The sequence below is a fragment of the Thalassobaculum salexigens DSM 19539 genome (genome assembly GCF_000423805.1).
GTDB classification, from domain to species: Bacteria; Pseudomonadota; Alphaproteobacteria; order Thalassobaculales; family Thalassobaculaceae; genus Thalassobaculum; species Thalassobaculum litoreum.
Window position 1 is genome coordinate 447909 of sequence record NZ_KE384094.1, and the last position, 19604, is coordinate 467512.

The window sequence follows — 19604 nt, forward strand, 5'->3', positions numbered from 1 at the left end:
GGTCAGTAGAAGCCGAAATAGCTCTCGTTCAGTTCAGAACTGTGGATGCCGATCAGGCGGACATAGTTGCCGCCGAGATCGATCTCGGCATTGCCGTCCACATCGTCCGTCGCCCGGGCGATGACATCGGCAGGGGTGCTGATCGCCTGGCCGTTGAGATTGGCCTGGATCATCAGCTGGTCGCCGGCCGACACGTCGAAATCGGCGACAACATCGAAGCCGTTCATCGCCTCGATATAGATCCGGTCGGCACCGGCCCCGGTGTAGATCCAGTCGATCCCCAGCCCGCCGTAGAGCGAGTCGTCGCCGGCACCGCCCGACAGCACGTCGAACGAACCGTCATGGGATCCGTCGTCGCTCGACAGGCCGCCCTTCAGGACGTCGTTGCCGGCTCCGCCGACCAGGATGTCGGCGCCGTTCTCGCCGTACAAGAAGTCGTCACCGGCACCGCCGTACAGCGTATCCAGGCCGTTATTGCCGTAGAGCACATCGGCATCGGCGTTCCCGTAGAGCACGTCCTGATGCTGACCGCCATACAGCGTGTCGGCGTCCTGACCGCCAAAGAGCGTGTCGTAGCCCATGTTGCCGTAGATCACGTCGCTCTGCTGATTGCCGTAGACGACATCCTCGTTGGCGCCGCCATAGAGCGTGTCCTCCTCGGTACCGCCGAACACAAGGTCATTCTCCTGGTTGCCGTACAGGATGTCCTTGCCGCTGCCGGAGCCGATCGTGTCCGCCCCGGCACCGCCGTACAGGGTGTCGTCGCCGACGCCGAGCGAGATGAACTGGCTGTTCTCGTCGCCGGTGACGAAGTTGTCGCCGTTGCCGCCGGTAACCGTGGACGAGCCCATGATCGAGGCGAACTCGATGTTGTCGAGCTGCAACGTGCTTCCCGTCGGCAGCGAGCGCATGTCGACCACGAACGCCTCCGACTGGACCGAGCCGTCCGACGACGTGCTGCCGGTGATGACGATCGGGCTGCTCAGCGAACTCGAGGTCGTCGTCGGAATGATCGTGCGAACATCCAATGTGGTCGTTGTCGACAACCTCCGGAGGAACGTGTCGGCGCCGGTCGTCAACTGCTGGGTGGAGGCAGAGTTCCGCCCCGCAATCGCGGCGTTCAGGGTCTCCACGGACGAGGTGCCGATGGTCGCGGTCGCCGGGCCCGAAGAGGTGATGGAGACCGACGCCGGCAGGGTCGCGGTGACGACGTTGCTGTTGTTCCCGGTGTTCTGAACAATCGGCGCCGTGCCGGCCGTGGATCCGTTATTGGTGATCGTGCGGTCGCCGCCGGTCGTGTTCGTCGGCGTGCTGTCGGTCACGACCACGGTTCCACCGCCGGAGGACCCGCCGGACGACCCGCCGCCGCCACTGTCGCCGCCATCACCACCGGTCGGCGGTGCAACCAGGGTGATCGTCGTGTTGCCGCCGGCGAAGGTCGCGCTGAACGTCCCGCTGCCCGAGGTGATGCCGGTGAGCGTGGTCGCGACACTGCCGCTGATGTCGATCGTGCCGCTGGCGGCCGTGCCATTCAGCGCCGACAGATCCTTGCCCGTGACGACGATGCTGTCGCCGACCGCAAAGTCGGAGATCGTGTCGGTGTTGAAATCCGAAGCACTGCCGGTGAACGTGTCGTTACCGGCACCGCCGACAAGAGTGTCTTGCCCGCTCCCGCCGCTGATCACGTCGGCACCGTCGCCGCCGTAGAGCGTGTCGTTACCGGCGTCGCCCAGCAGAGTATCGGTACCGGCATTGCCATAGATCAGATCCGCGCCGGCCCCGCCCGACAGCGTGTCGTTGCCGGCACCGCCGGACAAGACGTCGCTGCCGTTGCCGGCCCGCAGGACATCATCACCGGCGCCGCCCTTGAGACTATCGGCACCGCTCCCGGAGATGAGGGTGTCGTTGGCGCTACCGCCGGTCATGGAGAAGGTGCCGTCGGTCTCGGCCGACCCGTCCCAGTTGATGGCGGACGTGTTGGTCGAGCCGTTGACCGTCAGGGTCTGGCCGGACGCCACCGTCCCGTCATGGGTCGTGATCGATTGCGCGCCGGCGGTGATGTTGACGGTTTCGACATTGGTCAGGGTCGTCGCGTTGAGCGTGACCGTCTGCGCCGCCGAGATGTTCAGGGCGTCGGTCCCGGCAAGACCGTCGATGGTATCGCCGGCGTTCAGAACATTGGTCGCGTTGGCGGTCAGAACATCGTTGCCGGTGTCCAGCGTCGGGTTGTCGGCTCCGGCGGTCAGGGTGAAGGAGACCGGCGGCGCCGTCAGCGTGATGGTCGTGTTTCCACCCGCGAGAACCGCCGAGAAGACTCCGCTGGCACCGGTGATGCCGGTCAGGTTCAGGTTCCCCGATCCGGTCGCGATGGTCGCCGCCGCCGACTGGCCGTTCAGTGCCGTCAGGTCGGCACCGGTCACGACAATGCTCTCGCCGACGGTAAGATCGGTGATCGTGTCGCCCGCCAGCTCGGCAGCGCTGCCGCGGAAGGTGTCGGTTTCCGAGCCACCGGTGAGGTTGTCGACCCCGGCACCGCCGCTCATCGTGTCGGTGCCAGCGCCACCGTTAAGCGTGTCGGACCCGGCGCCGCCGACCACCAGCTGGTTTCCGGCCGAGCCGGTGACCGCCAGATTGGCGGTCCCCGGTGCCGTCAGCGTACCGGTGAAGGCCGCCCGCTGGGCCGCCGTCATGGTAACGTCGCCGGTACCGGTCAGGGTCAGGTTCTCGAAGTTCGAGATCGTGGCGCCGGAGATGTTGCCGCCCGCCGCGATGGTCAGCGTGTCGGTGCCGCCCTGGCCGTCGATCGTCCCGGTCGCGGTCAGGCTGCCGACACTGATGGTGTCGTCGCCGGTGGAACCGCTGACCGTCTGGCCGGCCGCGCTCATCGTCAGGCTGTTGGCCGCACTGAGCTGGTAATGCTCGATGTCCGCGTCTGCGGTCAGGCCGTCGGTCGCCGTGGTGATGATGATCTTGTTGGTGCCGGTGCCGGTGATGGCCGTGAAGGCATCGTGCTGGGCCTCGGTCATGGTGACCGTGGCGCCGCTGGCGACATCCAGGGTGCCGATCGCGCTGATCGTGCCGCCGGCGATGTTGGCGGTGTCGGCGAGCGTCAGAGTATCGCCGGTGGTCGCCTCGCCGGTCAGGGTGCCGGTATAGGTCACGCCGCCGAGGCTGAAATTGACCGCGTCGGTCGTCGAGGTCGCGCTGACGCTGGTTCCGGCCTGGCCGATCGTGACGGTCCGGGCGTTCGTGCTGTCGTCGCCGACCGAGACGGTCTCGATATTCGCCAGCGTGGAGAAGGCGCCGTCGCCGGTGACGTTGAGGGTCTCGCTTCCGGCCGCCGTGATCGTGCCGGCGAATTGCGCCAGCTGCGACGCCGCCATGGTGGCCGTAGCGCCGCTGGCCAGGGTCAGGTTCTCGAAGTTGCTGACCGCGGCGCCGGCGATGCTGCCGCCGTCGCCGATCGACAGGGTGTCGGTGTCGCCTTGCCCGTTCAGCGTGCCGGTCGCGGTGAGGGTCCCGACATCGACCGTGTCGGCCCCGCTGCTGCCGGCGAGGTTCTGGCCGGCCGCACCCAGCGTGAAGCTGATCCCGCCGGCGCCGAGCGTGTAGCTCTCGACCGCGGCCTTACCGGTGGTGACGGTGTCGCCGCCGGTCGCCGAGAGGGTGACGCTCTCCGTGCCGGCCGCCGTCACCGTGCCGGTGAACGCGTCGTGCTGGGCCACCGTCATGGTGACCGACGCACCGGTCTCCAGGGTCAGGTTTTCGAAGTTGCTGACGGTGGCGCCGGCGATGTTGTCTCCGGTGTCCAGGATCAGGGTGTCTGACCCGCCAGCACCGCCGTCCAGGGTGCCGCTCAAGGTGTCGACCGCCGCACCCGACTGCACCGTCTGGTTGGCGCCGGCGCTGCCGGTCACGTTCTGCCCGGCGGCCTGCAGCGTGAGCGTGTAGGCCCCGTTCAGGACATAGCTCTCGATGTCGGCGTCGGCGAGGACCTGGCCGTCGCCGTCGACGGTCGTCAGCGTGATGACCTCGGTGCCGGTATTGCCGTTGATCGTGGTGAAGGCGTCGTGCTGCGCTTCCGACATCGTGACGGTGGCGTTGGCCGCCAGGGTCAGCGTCTCGAAATTGGTCAGCGTAAAGCCGGCGGTGGTCAGGTCGCTGCCATTGGCCAGCACGATCGTGTCTGTGCCGGCGCCGCCATTCGCCACCGAGGTGCTGGTGATGTGGCTGGCATCGGCGATGGTCAGGGTGTCGTTGGTCCCGACAAGGGCGTCACCAGGGGTCAGGTTGGCGCCTGTGGTGGTGTTGAAGCCGGCAGCGGTGGTGGTGACACTCACCGAGGCGGGCGTGAACCTGATGTTGTCGAGGCCGACCCGCCAGTCGACGGCGCCGGTATATGACACGGTGAAGCTGGTGATGCCGGTCCAGTCGGCGGGGGTGAGGGTGGCGATCGCCCCGACGATGGATCCGCTGTCGTCGGCGAGGATGACCGCGGTTCCGGTATTCGGGGTAAAGACGTAATTGCCGCTGGCGGTATTGTTCGTGAACTCCCCGATCTGAAACTGGGTGATGTTCACCGCGCTGTCGAAGGTGAGCGTATAGCTGACCGTGTTGCCGATGACGCCCGCATCGAGGAAGCCGGAGCTTACGCCGGCCATGGGCGTTCCGTCGCTCTTGGTGACGGAGATGCTCGTGCCGGACTCATTCGAGGTCAGGGTGCTGACGGTGTTGATCGTGCTGACGATGCCGAATGTCGCTACGGCCAAGAGCCCCGGGTAGGCGTCTTGCGCCTTGGTACCGAAAGCGAGAGCGCCGCGTGCGGGGATGTGCCAGCCGCCGCCCAGATGGGCTGCGCCGACCGGACCCTCGGAGGCCGCCACCGACCGGTCGGTCAGGGCCGTCAGCGCGGCGACGAAGTCAGCGCCGAGCGCTCCCTGCGCCACCGAACAGCCGTACAGCACGATCTCGGCGTCGTCGGACAGCGCGTCTCGGATCGCGGCCATGAGTGCGGGACGCGCGGCCAGCGCCGCGGCGTCGATCCGCTGTCCGGACAGGGCCAGCGCGCCTGGGACGCCGTGCGAAAGAATGTGAAGGGCCGGAACCTCGCGGCGCCCCGACAGGGTCAGCGCGATCGTCGCGATCGGATCGCCGTTCCGGGGGAGTCGAACGACCTCTACATCCGACCGAAGCCCGGCGAACAGCGTGGAGACGTTATCGACATCCTGGTCAACGAACAGGATCTCGGCAACGCCTTGCGCGCCAACGATAGACCGCCGGTTAGGAGACGTCTTCAACATGGTTCGTTCCTTCTTAACGGACTGACCACTCCGAGAGCGTCAGGTTCGACTTCCGCGTCCATCACCTGCTGATCACCTCGGCCGGGACCACTAGAATCGGCCAAGCGCTTTTAGGTAAAATCAGCGTTAAATTTCTTTTAACTTGACTGCAATTATACAGGCAAGCGCTTAAAAGGTGCTTAACGCACTGAGTTAATTTTATGTTTACAACGTCAAAATTCCCACTAATCCGAAGGGGTATTCGTACCGAACACGATCCAATCAGGGGTTGCCGGTGCCTTTGGCGGATCCTGACGCGGGACGCGCCCCGCCCTTCGGTTCAATGTTCACGTGCACAATGGGACAGCACGACGCTTCCAAGGACGACCGACGCGATGGTTAAGTTGCATTCGCGTTTTTCCCGGGTCCGGCCATTGCCTCGGCCGCGACTTGGGTTGTCCGTCCGTCGTAGGCTTCCCGGCATGTGCATGGTTGATCGGTTCATCTACACCCTGGAGCATCGGCCGTGAGCCAGGCGTCGCTACGCATGCTCCAGGAAGGCATCCAATGCCAGCGCGCCGGATTTCCCGGCCGTGCGGCCCGGCTGTACCGGCGCATTCCGCCGGACGACCAGCATTACGCCGACGCGCTCAATCTGCTGGGGATGCTCAGTTTCGAAGAAGGCCGGGCGGACGAGGCGACGGAGCTGCTCCAGCGGTCGATCCGCGCGAAACCCGACGCGGCAACGGCCTGGGGCAATCTCGGCGGCGTCGCCCACCATTTGGGCAGGCGGCCCGCCGCGATGGCCTGCCACCGCCGGTCGATCATCCTGGCGCCGGAGCAAGGGGACAGTGTCATCGGCCTGTCCCGGCTTGCATCCGAGACCACCCGGATCGCCCTGCTCAAATGGGCGGTGACGGTGTCGCCGCTCGATGAGACGGCAAACCGGGAGATCGGTGCGGAACTGGCCGCGCGCGGCGATCTCTCGGCGGCGCTCGACGGGTTCCGCCGCGTGCTCGCCGCTCACCCGACCGCGTCCGCCGCGTTGTTCAGCCTCGGCAACGCGCTGCGCGATCTCAAGCGCCCCGGGGAGGCCGAACGGCTGTATCGCCGCACGCTGTGCCTCCTGCCCGGCAGCGGCAACGTGCAGAACAACCTGGGGCTCCTGGCCTTCGTCAGGGCAGACTGGGCCACGGCCGACGCGTGGTTCGCGGCCGCCAGCCGCGGCGATCCGCGCCTCGCGGCCGCCTGGTCGAACCGCGCACGCACGCTGCAGAAGCTGGGCCGCGAGTCCGATGCGATCCGTCCCTACAAACGTGCCCTGCTGACCGATCCGACAGACATCGCCGCGTGTTGCGAGCTCGCCGGGTTGCTTGAGGCCGAGGATTGGGCCCGGCGCGCCATGGCCCTCGACCCGGTCTCGCCACAGCCGTACAGCCGGATGGCCCTGCTCGCGACGAAGAATGAGGGCCGCGCCGGCGTCCTGAACTGGCTGCATCGCGGCGCGGTGGTCCGGCCGGACGATCCGGATGCCTGGTACAACATCGGCGTCGAGCTCGGCCGCGCCGGCGATCCGCAGGGGGCGGTGACCTACGGCACCTACGCGACCCTGGTGAGCGACACCCATGCCCGGGCGCATCTCAACACCGCTCTGGCCCTGCTGGCCCTCGAGCGGTTCCGGGAAGGCTGGCGCGCGCATACCCGTCGCCTGGACACGTCGGAGGGCGCCGCGCTGCGCCGGTTCTTCGACATCCCCGAATGGAACGGCGAGGCCATCGCCGGACGGCACCTGCTGTTGTGGGGCGAGCAGGGGATCGGCGACGAGGTCCAGTTCCTGACCCTGGCGCCGCACCTGCGCCGGCTCGGCGCCCGCCTGACGATCCTGACCGAAGAACGGCTGCGCCCGATCGTGCGACGCAGCTTGCCCGACGCGGCGGTGCCCGATGTCGGCCCGCCGACCGGCCGGACGGAGGATCACCACGGCGCCGACCTGCACTTGGCCCTGGGCGACCTGCCGGATCGTCTGCACCTGTTCTGCGGCGGCGAGGCGGTCCCGGAGGCCTGGATCGTCCCCGATGCCGACCGGGCCGCCGCCCTGCGGTCGAGCCTGCAGGTCCGGCATCCCGGCAAGCGGCTGGTCGGGATCACCTGGCGGTCGATCGCCCCGAGGACCGGCGGCCGCCGGACCATCGCGCCGGCCCTCTGGCGTGACGTCCTGGCCGTGCCCGGGGCCGCCGTGGTGTCGCTGCAATACGGCGCGGGTCCGGAGGATATCGCGGCGTTCGGGGCCGACGCCGGACTGCCGATCGACGGCAGCCACGGGGTGGATCCGGTGCAGGATCTCGACGGCCTGGCGGCCCTGGTTGCGGCGATGGATCTGGTGGTCTGTCCGGCCAACAACACGGTTCACTTTGCCGGGGCGCTGGCGAAGCCGTGCTGGACCCTGGTGCCGACCCGGCCCGATTGGCGCTGGGGACTCGGCCGGTCGGACTCGCTCTGGTATCCGCGGACGATCGTCTATCGGCAGGAGACCGACGACGACTGGTCGCCCGTCATGGCCCGGGTCGCAGCCGACCTCGCATCCTGGATCGCTCAAGGAGCCCCTTAAGCGGCCCTCGTCGGATACAGGCGAAACATGTGAGATGAATGGTGCTGCCGGAGAGATTTGAACTCTCGGCCTCTCCCTTACCAAGGGAGTGCTCTACCCCTGAGCTACGGCAGCATCCTGCGGCGGGTGAAGGGCGATGGCTCGGACCGCCGACCCGCGAGGCGCGCATACATGCCAGAGACACTTGCGGGGTGCAAGTGCGTTATCGCCCCGTCGTCGCCCGGCATGATAGGAAGGGGCGAGACGGCGCCGGCCGCGGTGGCGGCGCCTTGGACGATCCCCACATGCCCCGCAGACGGGCGGAGAGACAAGAATGGCCGAGGACAGGCAGCGCGCCGGCGCGGCGAAACCCACCGGCACAGGCCGTCCCGGGACGGGCACGGGAAACCGGACCGGCACCGGTCCCGCAGAAGGCCCCGGAGCCGGAAAGGACGCGCGCACCGCCCGCCTGGAACAGGCCCTGCGCGCGAATCTGCGCCGAAGGAAGGCGCAATCGCGCGCCCGGACCGACGCGGAAGCCCCGGCGAAAGACGCGGACAAGCAGGAATAATCGGCGGAATGCCACGGTTTCGCCCGAATGGGGGTGCATCCACAAGGCGTCGCGCTTGAGCCCTCCCGCCCCCGTCGGTTAGAACCGACCAAACAACATGTTGTGTGATCCATGGACCAGATTCGAGTGCGTGGCGGACGCCCGCTTCGCGGGACCATCCCCATCAGCGGTGCCAAGAACGCTGCCCTGCCGCTGATGGCGGCCAGCCTGCTGTCCGGCAAGCCGGTCAAGCTGACCAATGTCCCGGATCTGGCCGACATCGCGTCGATGACCAGCCTGCTGCGCCAGCACGGGGTGCGGATCGACCGCGACGGCGGCGACATGGCCATGGATGCCGCCCGGATCGACAGCACGGTCGCCCCCTACGATCTGGTGCGCAAGATGCGGGCCTCGGTCCTGGTGCTCGGTCCGCTGGTCGCGCGCTTCGGCCAGGCCCAGGTCTCGCTGCCCGGCGGCTGCGCCATCGGCAACCGGCCGGTCGACCTGCACCTGAAGGGCCTGACCGATCTCGGCGCCGAGGTGAACATCGAGGCCGGCTATATCGAGGCCAAGGCCCCGGGCGGCCGGCTGCGCGGCGGGCGGGTCACCTTCCCGTTCGTGTCCGTCGGCGCCACCGAGAACCTGATGATGGCCGCCGCCCTGGCCGAGGGCGAGAGCGTGCTGATCAACGCCGCCCGCGAGCCGGAGATCAGCGACCTCGCCAAGCTGCTCACCGCTATGGGCGCGGAGATCGAGGGGGCGGGCACCGACACGATCCACATCCAGGGCAAGCCGGAGCTCGGCGGTGCCGAGCACAAGGTGGTCGCCGACCGGATCGAGACCGGCACCTATGCCATGGCCGTCGCCATCGCCGGCGGCGACGTGGTCCTGACCGATACCGACCTGGTGCTGATCGACGCGGCGGCCGAGACCCTGCGCCGGGCCGGCGTCACCCTGGAGACGGTCGAGGGCGGCATCCGCGTCGCCCGCGGCGAGGACAGGGTGCTGGGCGTCGACATGATGACCGAGCCGTATCCCGGCTTCCCGACCGACCTGCAGGCCCAGTTCATGTCGCTGATGACCGTCTCCCAGGGCGCCTCGATGATCACCGAGACGATCTTCGAGAACCGCTTCATGCACGTGCCGGAGCTGTCGCGCATGGGCGCCAACATCACCGTGCATCACGCCTCGGCCATGGTCCGCGGCGTCGAGACGCTGAAGGGCGCACAGGTGATGGCGACCGATCTGCGCGCCTCGGTCTCGCTCGTCCTGGCCGGCCTCGCCGCCGAGGGCGAGACGGTGATCAACCGCATCTATCACCTGGACCGCGGCTACCAGGACCTGGTCGGCAAGCTGTCCGCCTGCGGCGCCGATGTCGGCCGGGTAGCGTCCGAACGGGCCGCGGCGGAGGAATAGCCATGGCCCGTCGCCCTGCACTCACGCCATTCGGGGACAAGGGGCGGGACCGGCCGCTGCGCGTGCGGGCCGAGGACCTCGAGGACCTGACCGTGGTCGCGGCCTATCTGCAGGACGCCATCGTCCCCGTCTCCGAGATGAGCTACGAGGCCGCGGAGCACCGCTTCGTCCTCGTCGCCGGCCGTTTCCGCTGGGAGATCGCGCCGGACGGCACCGTCGCCGAAGGCCAGGACACGCCGTTCGAACGGGTGCATACCGGGATTCGCTTCGAAGGGGTGCGCAATGTCCGCACCCGGGGCATCGACCGGCGCGATCCGGGGCAGATGCTGAACCTGCTGTCGCTGGCCTATGCCGACGGAACCGTGGACCTGGTCTTCGCCGGCGACGCGACCATCCGGCTTGACGTGGACAGCCTGTCCTGTCACGTGGAGGACCTCGGCACTCCCTGGCCCACGGTGTTCCGCCCGTCCCATGACGATGGTGACGACAAGGACGGAGCGCCCAAGGCCGACTAAGTGCCGGTGGCGCCAAGGTTTTCTACGGGACGACACCTCGTGAACGCGAATGACAAGCTTGTATTGGCCGTGCCCAAGGGCCGGATCCTGAAGGCGATCGCACCGCTGATGGCGCGGGCCGGGGTCGAACCGGAGGACGCGTTCTTCGACGAGGACGCGCGTCAGCTCCAGTTCGCCACCTCCGATCCGAATCTCGACATCATCCGGGTGCGCAGCTTCGACACCGCGACCTTCCTGGCCTTCGGCGCCGCCCATCTCGCGGTGTCGGGCTCGGACGTGCTGATGGAGTTCGACCATCCGGAGATTTACGCCCCGGTGAACCTGGATGTCGGCCACTGCCATCTCGCGGTCGCCGCCCCGGCGGATCTGGCGGCCAACGAGGACCCGCAGCGCTGGTCGCACCTGCGCGTGGCGACCAAGTATCCGAATGTCACCCGCCGCTACTTCGCCCGACGCGGGGTCCAGGCCGAGTGCATCAAGCTGAACGGCGCCCTGGAGCTCGCCCCGAATCTGGGCCTGTGCCGCCGCATCGTCGACCTGGTGCAGACCGGCTCGACCCTGAAGGCCAACGGCCTGGTGGAGATCGACCGGATCGCCGATGTCAGCGCCCGTCTGGCGGTGAACCGCACGGCGCTGAAGACCCGGCCCGGGCCGGTGAACGACCTGATCTCCCGGTTCCGGGAGGCTGCCCGTGCCGCGTAGGCTGGCGACCGGCGAGGCCGGTTTCGCGGCGGCGTTCGAGGATCTGGTCAATTCCAAGCGGGAGACCGAATCCGAGGTCGGCGACGTCGTCGCCGCGATCATCGCCGCCGTCATCGAGGGCGGGGATTCCGCGCTGATCGGCTATACCCGCCGCTTCGACCGGTTCGATCCGGCCGAGACCGGGCTGGCGATCGGTGCGGCGGAGATCGAGGCCGCCGTCGCCCGGATCGATCCGGAGACCCGGGCCGCCCTGGAACTCGCCGCCGAGCGGATCGAGAGCTTCCACGCCCGCCAACTTCCCACCGATTTCGAGATCAACGACCCGGCCGGCCTGCGCCTCGGCCTGCGGTGGACGTCGATCGACGCGGTCGGCCTGTACGTGCCCGGCGGGACCGCCGCCTATCCGTCCTCGGTGCTGATGAACGCCCTGCCGGCCAAGGTCGCCGGCGTGTCGCGCCGGGTGATGGTGGTGCCGACGCCCGACGGGGTGGTGAACGATCTGGTGCTCGCCGCCGCCCGCATCGCCGGCATCACCGAGATCTGGCGGATCGGCGGAGCCCAGGCCGTGGCCGCGCTCGCCTACGGCACCGAGAGCATCGCCAAGGTCGACAAGATCGTCGGTCCCGGCAATGCCTATGTGGCCGCCGCCAAGCGCCATGTCTTCGGCAAGGTCGGCATCGACAGCATCGCCGGCCCGTCGGAGATCCTGGTCGTGGCCGACGCGCAGAACGACCCGTCCTGGATCGCCATCGACCTGCTCAGCCAGGCCGAGCACGACACCGCGGCCCAGGCGATCCTGATCACCGACGATGCCGATTTCGCCGACGCGGTGGTGGCTTCGGTCGAGGACCACCTCGCCACTCTGCCCCGCGCCGAGATCGCCGCGGAGAGCTGGCGCGCCCATGGCGCGGTGATCGTCGTCGGTTCGATGGAGGAGGTGCCGACTCTGGTGGACCGGCTGGCGCCGGAGCATCTGGAGCTGGCGGTCGAGGATCCGGACGCCCTGTCGAACCGGATCCGCCATGCCGGCGCGATCTTCCTCGGCCGGTTCACGCCGGAGGCGGTGGGCGACTATGTCGCCGGCCCGAACCATGTGCTGCCGACCGCGCGCACGGCCCGGTTCTCGTCGGGTCTCGGCGTGATCGACTTCATGAAGCGAACCACCACCGTCGCGGCCGATGCCGATGGGCTTGGCGCGGTGGGGCCGGCAGCGATTAGACTGGCGGAGACGGAAGGCCTGGACGCGCATGCGCGTTCGATCGCGGTTCGACTGAACCGGCGCTGAACAGCTAAGGAGGGCGCATGTCGGGTGACGGCTCCGACACCGCGCCGCTGGATCCCACCGGCGATGACGCGCGGATTGTGCACATCTCCCTCGACGAGCGCACGGTGGTCCGCCGCAGCGCCGAGGTCGAGCAGGAGCGCGCGATCGCCGTCTACGACCTGCTGGAGGACAACCGCTTCCGCCCGCACGAGGCCGGGGCCGGCCCGTACCACCTGCGGCTCTCCGTCGAGGAGAACCGGCTGATCTTCGACATCCGCGACACCGGCGACACCCCGATGACCCGGGTCCAGCTGCACCTGGCCCCGTTCCGCCGGGTCGTGAAGGACTACTTCCAGATCTGCGAGAGCTACTACGAGGCGATCAAGCGGCTGTCGCCGTCGCAGATCGAGGCGATCGACATGGGCCGCCGCGGCCTGCACAACGAGGGCTCGCAGATGCTGCGCGACCGGCTGGAAGGCCGCATCGCGCTCGACCATCCCACCGCCCGGCGGCTGTTCACGCTGCTCTGCGTCCTGCATATCCGGGGATGAGCCGGTGGCGGTGACCGATCCCTTCGCGACCATCCAGCAGCCGAGCGCCGTGCTCTTCGCCTGCAGCATGAACGCGGTGCGCTCGCCGATGGCCGAGGGCATCCTGAAGGCCATGGCCGGGACCCGGATCTATGTGGATTCCTGCGGCGTGGGTCGCGGGGATCTCGACCCGTTCGTGATCGAGGTGATGAACGAGATCGGCATCGACATGGGACGCCACCGGCCGAAGAGCTTCGACATGCTGGAGGATGGGTTCTTCGACGTCATCGTCTCGCTCTCGCCGGAAGCCCAGCACCGGGCGATCGAACTGACCCGGACCATGGCCTGCGATATCGAATACTGGCCGACCCTCGACGTCACCGTGATCGAGGGCAACCGCGACACCCGGCTCGACGCCTACCGCGCGGTGCGCGACAGCCTGGTGGAGCGGATCAAGGCGCGGTTTGGGTATCTCGACTCACCCCAACCGTCATCCTGACGCACGTCAGGATCATGCCTCAACCGTTCGGGTCATGGTCCTGGATCAAGTCCAGGACGACGGAAGGTTATTCGGTCCTGTCCCCCTGGTTGGCGAACTCCAGCAGCACATCCGCGTGGCACGGTCCGTCCAGTGGGCACCAGCAGGCCAGACGCAGGCCGCGCAGATCGTCCAGGCGGGCCAGGATCTCCGCGCGCCTGTCCGGGGCGACATCCCGGTGGTCGGTGCCGGCCAGCCAGGCTCGGAAGGCGGCAACCACGGGCGGCCGCCAGTCGCCGGTGCCACCGGCCTGCCGGAACCATTCCGGGGTGAACGGGTTACCAAAGACATGCGGCCGCGCGACGCTGCGCGCATCCGGCGGCAGGCGCCATCCAGCCCGGCGGCTCAGGCGAAGGCGTTCAGGCATTTGTCCGGCCCGTTGATCTCGACGGTTTCACGCGCGATGGTGACCGGTGACGTTCGGGAAAACAACTTGACCTTTGACCCCGGCACCCGCACTTAAGGCACGCTCAAAACCGCGACAAGGAGCGATAATGGCAAAAGAAGACATGATCGAGTTTTCCGGCACTGTTGCCGAACTGCTGCCGAACGCGATGTTCCGCGTGAAGCTGGATAACGACCACGAAGTTCTCGCCCACACCAGCGGCAAGATGCGCAAGAACCGCATCCGCGTGCTGGCCGGCGACCGGGTCAATGTCGAGATGACCCCGTACGACCTCAGCAAGGGTCGGATCACTTTCCGGTTCAAGTAACCGTTCAGGGCTGGTCCGTACGATGACCGCCCCGCTGGTCTTGCGCCCGCCCCAGGGCGCCCCGTTCATCCTCGCATCCGCTTCCCCCCGCCGCAGCGCGCTGCTGGCGCAGATCGGGCTCGTGCCCGACCGGGTGGACCCGGCCGAGGCGGACGAGACCTCCTACCCCGCCGAGAAGCCCCGCCCCTATGCGGCACGCATGGCCCGGGCCAAGGCCGAGGCCGTCGCCCCGCGCCATCCGGGATGCTTCGTGCTGGCGGCCGACACTGTGGTCGCCTGCGGACGCCGCATCCTGCCCAAGGCGGAGAGCGCGGCCGAGGCGCGCCGCTGCCTCGACCTCCTGTCCGGCCGGCGCCACCGGGTGCTGGGCGGGATCTGCCTGATCGACCCCCGGGGCCGCCCGCATGAGCGGGTGGTGGAAACCCGTGTCGGCTTCAAGCGGCTGTCGGAGGCGGAGACGGCCGCCTATCTGGCGTCCGGCGACTGGTCGGGCAAGGCGGGCGGCTATGCCGTGCAGGGGCTGGCGGCCGCCTATGTGGACTTTCTCAACGGCTCCTATTCCAACGTGGTCGGCCTGGCCCTGGCGGAGACCTACACGCTGCTGAGCGGCCTCGGCTTCACCCATGTCCGGAGCCCGGACGGGGCGCCGGTGTGAGCCCCGCCGGCCGCGCGATCCTCCACGCCACCCCCGGCGTCACCCGGGTTCTCTTCCTGCAGGGCGGCGAGATCGTCGAGATCTGGGTCGAGGGCGACGACGCCCCGAGCCTGATCGGCGGCGTCGCCCTGGTGACCGCCCGCACGGCGGGCGGCGCCTCCGTCGCCGACCTGCCGACCGGTTCGGGATATCTGCGCGACGGCAGAGCCAATGACGGCGAGAAGCTGATCGTCCAGGTCACAGGCGACGGGTCGGGCGGCAAACGTGCCGTCCTGCGTCGGCGGGTGGAGCTCGCCGGCGACGGCGTGGTACTCACCCCGTTCCAGCCGGAACTCGGCATCGCCGCTACGGTGACGGGCAAGGCGCGGCGGGCGGCGATCCGTACCGCCGTCGCACCCGCGCTGCCCGACGGCATCGGGGCGATGGTCCGCAGCGCGGGGGCCGACCGGCATTTGGAGGACCTGGCCGCAGAGGCCGCCCGCCTCGCCGGTCTCTGGCAAGTGATCACGGACAAGGCCACCCTGGAAACCCCGCCCTGCTGGCTGCTGCCGCCGCCGGACCTCGCCGATCGCGCGGCCGCCCACCTGCCCGGCGCGGAGATCGTGGTCGACCGCGACGGCGCCGCCTTCCGCGCCGCCGGCGGCGAGGAGGCGCTGGACCGCGCGCTCGCCCGCAGCGTGGCGGTGGCCGACGGCATCGCTCTGGTGGTCGAGGAGGCGGAGACCGCGACGCTGATCGACGTGAACCTGGCCCGCTCACCGCGAGGCGAGGCGCTGGTGCGGGCCAATGTCCAGGCGGCCGTCGGCGCGGCGGCGGTCGCCCGGCTGCGCGGGCTGCGGGGCACCCTGCTGATCGACCCGCCGCGCATGCGGGGGCGCGCGGACCGGGCCCGGGTCGCCGCCGCCCTGGCCGAGGCGACGGCTTCGGACCCGGCCCCCTGGCAGATTCTCGGCTGGACGCCGGGCGGCATGCTGGAATGCCTGCGCGAGTCGCCCCGGCGACCGCTGTCGGAAGACATGCTCTCGCCGTTGGGGGAACGGCGGCGCTCGGCGCGCGCGCGGGCCTGGACGGCGCTGGCCCGCCTGGCGCGGGAGGTCGGCGGCATCGCCCGGCCGCGCCTCAGCGTGCCGGAAGATGTCGCCGGTTGGCTGGAAGGACCCGGCGCGTTTATCGTGGCCGCGGAGCGACGGCGGCTCGGCGCGCTCACGGTGGCGGCGGACCCGACGCTCGGCCCGGAAGACAGCCGGATCGACGGCAACGGATAGCAGAGAGGAGCGATGGGCGAGATCCACCCGATTGGCAAGGCGCGCAAACTGAAGTGCCCGATCTGCGGCAAGCCGAGCGAGGCGACGGTCCGGCCGTTCTGCTCGCCGCGCTGCAAGCAGGTCGATCTCGGCCGCTGGCTCGGCGAAACCTACCGCATCCCCAGCGAGGACGTGCCGGACGAGACCGAAATAGACGCCCTGGTCGCCCGCCTGGAGCGCGGCGAGGAATAGGGCGGCGTTTCTTCAGCTCTCATTCGCTCTTCCCGGCCTCGCGCCGGAAGGCCGCCTGGGAGAAACGCCCTACCCGTCCGCCTGCACCCAGAACTGGTACATGCCGAGGAACAGGTCCGGGTGGTCGGCCTCCAGCACGTCCCAGGCCTCCAGGTCGAGGCCGCCCGGGTCGTCCGGGTTGCGCCGCCGGTATTCCGTCAGGATCGCCGGGTCGGGCAGCTCGAAGCCGAGGAAATGCAACCCCAGCTCCTCCAGAGCGTCGCGGATCCACAGCGGATCGACCGTATGCTCGCAGGTGTGCAGCAGCGCGTCCCGCACGCCCGAGGCGGCGTAGAAATCGGCCGAGCGTAGCAGCGCCCGTCCGGGATGCCCGTCCGCCAATCCATAGGTCCGACGGCGGGCCGCGCGCACCCGCTTCATCATGTCGCCGCGATCCGGCAGGTCGCGACGGATCTCATCGAGCGGCATCCGGGCGCGGCGGCTGTAGAAAGCCAGCCGCATCAGCCCGCGCGGCGCCAGCAGCCGGCGCAGCACCCGCCAGCCGCGCATCGGTTCGTCCAGATGATGCAGCACGCCGGAGCTCTCGATCAGGTCGAACCGGTCGGGGATGGAGTCCATGTCGAGGATATCGGCCTGGGCGAAGCGGATGTTGCGTACCCGCAGTTCGCGCGCCATCCGCCGCGCATAGGCGAGCGAGGCGCGCGACAGGTCCACGGCCAGCACCTCGGCATTCTCGTAGCGCAGGGCGGTCTGCAGCGCGTGGCGGCCGGTCCCGCAGCCGGCGACGAGGATCCGCGGCAGCGTCTCCTCGGTCCGCACCGGCTGCTGCAGGGCGAGCACCTGCCCCAGATGCCGGCCGATGGTCGTCCGCGGCCGGCGCGAGAGGCTGAGCCAGCGCGGATAGGGATTGTCCTCGTACTGGCTCTGCACCGCGCGGGAGACCGCGTCGGTAACCTCTGCGGCGTTGACCTCCTCCCCCAGTCGCCATTCCTCGCGGGGGTGGATCAGCGAGCGGCGCAGCAGCAGGGCGCGCGGCGCCGTGTCGCCAGCCTGCATCGCCCCGGCCTCGCGATACAGCACGTCGATCTCCGGATCGGTCTCCAGCGGCATGTACATGGCGCGGATCAGGGCCCGGTGGGGGGTCTCCACGCCGCGTCCGTGCAGGTCGGCGAGGTGGATCAGCAGGTCGCGCTCCTCCTCGGTCTCGAACCAGACCCATTCCGCCGCCCGCGCCTGCAGGGCGATGGCCGCCAGCCAGTCCGCATCGACCCGGCCGAGATTGCCGGAGACCGCATGGTCGAGCAGCCACGCCCGGCTGCGGGTCAGCCAGGCCTCCATCCCCGGATGGGCGACGATCGACCAGGACAGCGCCGAGACGATCAGCTCGTCGGCCAGGAAGGTGGTGATCGGCTTGAACCCTGCTCCGGCCGGCTTCTCCGGAAAGCCGCGCCGGGCGGTCTCCATCTCGCGCCGGATGGCCGGATGGCTGGCCCAGAGGCGGATCGCCGGATCGGACAGCGCCTGCTGGTCCACATCGGGATTGGCCTGGAGCGCCGCCAGGGCCGCGCGCGCGCCGGGATGCGCCTTGTTATAGGGGCAGCGGCGCAGGGCGCGGACCAGCGCCTCGCGCGGTTCATAGGCGTCCGGCTCGAGCCGCCAGGCGTCGATCCGATGCTCCAGCCCGCCCCGCAGATCGCCGGTCGCCTCCAGCGCGGCGGCGAGGTTGGCATGGGCCGACAGATAGTCCGGTTTCAGGCGCACCGCCCGGCGGAAGCAGGGAATGGCCTCCGCCACCTGCCCGGCGGATTTCAGCGCGACGCCCAGGTTGTTGTGCACGTCCGGGAGCTTCGGATAGAGGCGGATCACCGCGCGATAGGCGTCGGCCGCCTCCAGGTACCGGCGGGCACGGAACAGCATGCCGGCATTCTGCAGGGCGCCCGCCACTGCGGCATCACCCACCACCGGGGCGGCGCGCCCGGACGGCGGCTTCGCGGTCGGTCTCGCCGGCAATGTCCCCGGGGGCTTTCCTGGCAGCTTCATCGCGGATGCAGATCGAAAGCGACGGAGATCCGCTCGCCGGCCCCCTCGAACGGCACCGTGCGGTGCCACACATAGGACGGGAACAGCACGATCATCCCGGGCGTCGGACAGACCCGGTGGACAGTCGCCGTGCCCCGGTCGGGAATGCCGTAGCCCGGATGGTTGAACTCGATCCAGCCCTCGTGGGCGGCGTCGTCTTCGCCCAACACCTCCGGCATCTCCACGTAATAGACGCCGGACAGCCAGCCGAGATTATGGATATGGCCGTCCTGATGGCCCTCCGCCCGCAGGATGTTGCCCCAGACATCCAGGGCATATCCGCCCGGCCGTCCGTCGATATGGGGATGGCCGGGCAGCGCCGGCAATGCGTCGCCATAGGCGGCGATGGCGGCATCCAGGGCGGCGTGGAAGGCTCGAATCGCCGGGTGGTCGTGGTTCAGCAGGTCGGTGACGATGGAGCCGCCGCGGATCGCCCGCTTGTTCGGGTCGTAGTCGTCGCGCCGCCGCGGGTGGGTGCGGATGGCCTCGGCGAAATCGGCGTTGAACGCCTCCAGGCTGTCGTAGCCCTGGGGGACCGGCAGCATCATCGGCCGGGTCAGGGTGCCGAATCCGGTCAGGGCGTCGGCGGGCTCCGGCCGGCCGAGGTCGAACAACGCGGTGGTCTTCAGGGCGAGCGCGCGGATATGGGTCGGCCGGCTGGCCAGGGTTTCCTCGCACAGCGCCAGGGCCGCCTCGGCCTGGTCCAGCTTGAGCCGGGCCGTGGCCAAATTCATCGCCACCGGGATCTCGCCCGGCCGGGCGGCCAGGGCGCGGGCATAGGGCACGATCGAGCCGGCGGCGTCGCCGAAGGCGCCCTGGCGCAGATTGCCATACGCGAACCACAGGGCGGAGGTAGCCGGGCTGACCGCCAGCGCCCGCCGATAGGCGTCGGCCACAACCTCCCGGTCGGCCTCCTCGAATTCGTCGAGCAGACGGGCGTCCAGCTCCAGGGCGGGCGGATAGTCCGGGGCGGCTCGTTTTGCCCGGTCGACAAGCAGCCGCGCCTCGCCGGCGGTGCCGGCGCGCATGCGGGCGCGGGCCAGCAGGCAGTTGGCCACGGGGTTGTCCGGCTGGACGTTCAGGATGGCGTCGCACAGGGCGGCCCCTTCGGACGCCTGACCGGCGTTGAAGTGACGGATGGCGAGGCGGAGGGCATCGGCGATCTGCATGGTCCCGGCAATGTACGGGCCGGACCCCGTCACTTCAACGCCCGCACGCCGGGTCGCGGGCCGAGGTGAAATTTCCCGCTCAGACGTGCTGGACAGGGTGGATCACGGCGG

16 protein-coding genes and 1 tRNA gene are annotated in these 19604 nt (G+C 69.3%); 12 read left to right on the top strand and 5 right to left on the bottom strand.

The window, feature by feature from the left end:
- Nucleotides 1–2: 2 nt before the first annotated feature.
- Nucleotides 3–5300 (bottom strand): DUF4347 domain-containing protein, encoded by a 5298-nt coding sequence (locus G578_RS0117290; protein ID WP_028795317.1) that lies wholly within the window; start codon nt 5298–5300, stop codon nt 3–5.
- 505 nt (nt 5301–5805) lie between these two features.
- Here G578_RS0117290 and G578_RS0117295 point away from each other — a divergent pair.
- Entirely contained in the window at nt 5806–7887 is a 2082-nt protein-coding gene (locus G578_RS0117295; RefSeq protein ID WP_156907368.1) for a tetratricopeptide repeat protein, read from the top strand.
- A 39-nt stretch (nt 7888–7926) separates the two neighbouring features.
- On the opposite strand, the gene G578_RS0117300 is transcribed toward G578_RS0117295, so the two are convergent.
- Nucleotides 7927–8001 (bottom strand) — tRNA-Thr (locus tag G578_RS0117300).
- A 199-nt stretch (nt 8002–8200) separates the two neighbouring features.
- On the opposite strand from G578_RS0117300, the gene G578_RS26830 reads away from it, so the two are divergent.
- From G578_RS26830 to G578_RS0117335, 7 genes are all read left to right on the top strand, one after another.
- Nucleotides 8201–8437 (top strand): hypothetical protein, encoded by a 237-nt coding sequence (locus G578_RS26830; protein WP_038015153.1) that lies wholly within the window; start codon nt 8201–8203, stop codon nt 8435–8437.
- Nucleotides 8438–8548: 111 nt separating this feature from the next.
- The gene (gene murA, locus G578_RS0117310) at nt 8549–9832 is read left to right on the top strand and encodes a UDP-N-acetylglucosamine 1-carboxyvinyltransferase (protein WP_028795319.1); all 1284 of its coding nucleotides are present in this window, start codon (nt 8549–8551) and stop codon (nt 9830–9832) included.
- 2 nt (nt 9833–9834) lie between these two features.
- Entirely contained in the window at nt 9835–10347 is a 513-nt protein-coding gene (locus tag G578_RS0117315; protein ID WP_051244961.1) for a DUF2948 family protein, read from the top strand.
- A gap of 39 nt (nt 10348–10386) precedes the next feature.
- On the top strand, nt 10387–11049 hold the full coding sequence (gene hisG, locus G578_RS0117320; protein WP_038015154.1) for an ATP phosphoribosyltransferase: 663 nt from the start codon (nt 10387–10389) through the stop codon (nt 11047–11049).
- Complete coding sequence (gene hisD / locus G578_RS0117325; RefSeq protein WP_028795322.1) at nt 11039–12334, top strand: histidinol dehydrogenase; 1296 nt, start codon at nt 11039–11041, stop codon at nt 12332–12334. The genes hisG and hisD overlap by 11 nt, the downstream gene beginning before the upstream one ends.
- Nucleotides 12335–12351: 17 nt before the next feature.
- The gene (locus tag G578_RS0117330) at nt 12352–12864 is read left to right on the top strand and encodes a UPF0262 family protein (RefSeq protein WP_051244962.1); all 513 of its coding nucleotides are present in this window, start codon (nt 12352–12354) and stop codon (nt 12862–12864) included.
- A gap of 10 nt (nt 12865–12874) precedes the next feature.
- On the top strand, nt 12875–13342 hold the full coding sequence (locus G578_RS0117335; RefSeq protein ID WP_028795324.1) for an arsenate-mycothiol transferase ArsC: 468 nt from the start codon (nt 12875–12877) through the stop codon (nt 13340–13342).
- A 67-nt stretch (nt 13343–13409) separates the two neighbouring features.
- Here G578_RS0117335 and G578_RS0117340 read toward each other — a convergent pair whose 3' ends face one another.
- Nucleotides 13410–13748 carry a DUF4326 domain-containing protein gene (locus tag G578_RS0117340; RefSeq protein WP_028795325.1) on the bottom strand — a complete coding sequence of 113 codons (339 nt, stop codon included), beginning with the start codon at nt 13746–13748 and terminating at the stop codon, nt 13410–13412.
- Between the two features lie 127 nt (nt 13749–13875).
- On the opposite strand from G578_RS0117340, the gene infA reads away from it, so the two are divergent.
- From infA to G578_RS0117360, 4 genes are read left to right on the top strand one after another with little or no spacing between them, the layout of a single operon-like run.
- Complete coding sequence (infA, locus tag G578_RS0117345) at nt 13876–14094, top strand: translation initiation factor IF-1 (protein WP_028795326.1); 219 nt, start codon at nt 13876–13878, stop codon at nt 14092–14094.
- A gap of 22 nt (nt 14095–14116) precedes the next feature.
- Nucleotides 14117–14749, top strand: a complete 633-nt coding sequence (locus tag G578_RS0117350) for a Maf family protein (protein ID WP_028795327.1) — start codon at nt 14117–14119, stop codon at nt 14747–14749.
- On the top strand, nt 14746–16014 hold the full coding sequence (locus tag G578_RS0117355; protein WP_028795328.1) for a ribonuclease E/G: 1269 nt from the start codon (nt 14746–14748) through the stop codon (nt 16012–16014). The genes G578_RS0117350 and G578_RS0117355 overlap by 4 nt, the downstream gene beginning before the upstream one ends.
- A 12-nt stretch (nt 16015–16026) precedes the next feature.
- Entirely contained in the window at nt 16027–16245 is a 219-nt protein-coding gene (locus tag G578_RS0117360; RefSeq protein WP_028795329.1) for a DNA gyrase inhibitor YacG, read from the top strand.
- 69 nt (nt 16246–16314) lie between these two features.
- Here G578_RS0117360 and G578_RS0117365 read toward each other — a convergent pair whose 3' ends face one another.
- On the bottom strand, nt 16315–18189 hold the full coding sequence (locus tag G578_RS0117365; protein WP_028795330.1) for a methyltransferase domain-containing protein: 1875 nt from the start codon (nt 18187–18189) through the stop codon (nt 16315–16317).
- A 92-nt stretch (nt 18190–18281) separates the two neighbouring features.
- The gene (locus G578_RS0117370; protein WP_169400877.1) at nt 18282–19526 is read right to left on the bottom strand and encodes a 2OG-Fe(II) oxygenase family protein; all 1245 of its coding nucleotides are present in this window, start codon (nt 19524–19526) and stop codon (nt 18282–18284) included.
- Nucleotides 19527–19604: the final 78 nt, after the last annotated feature.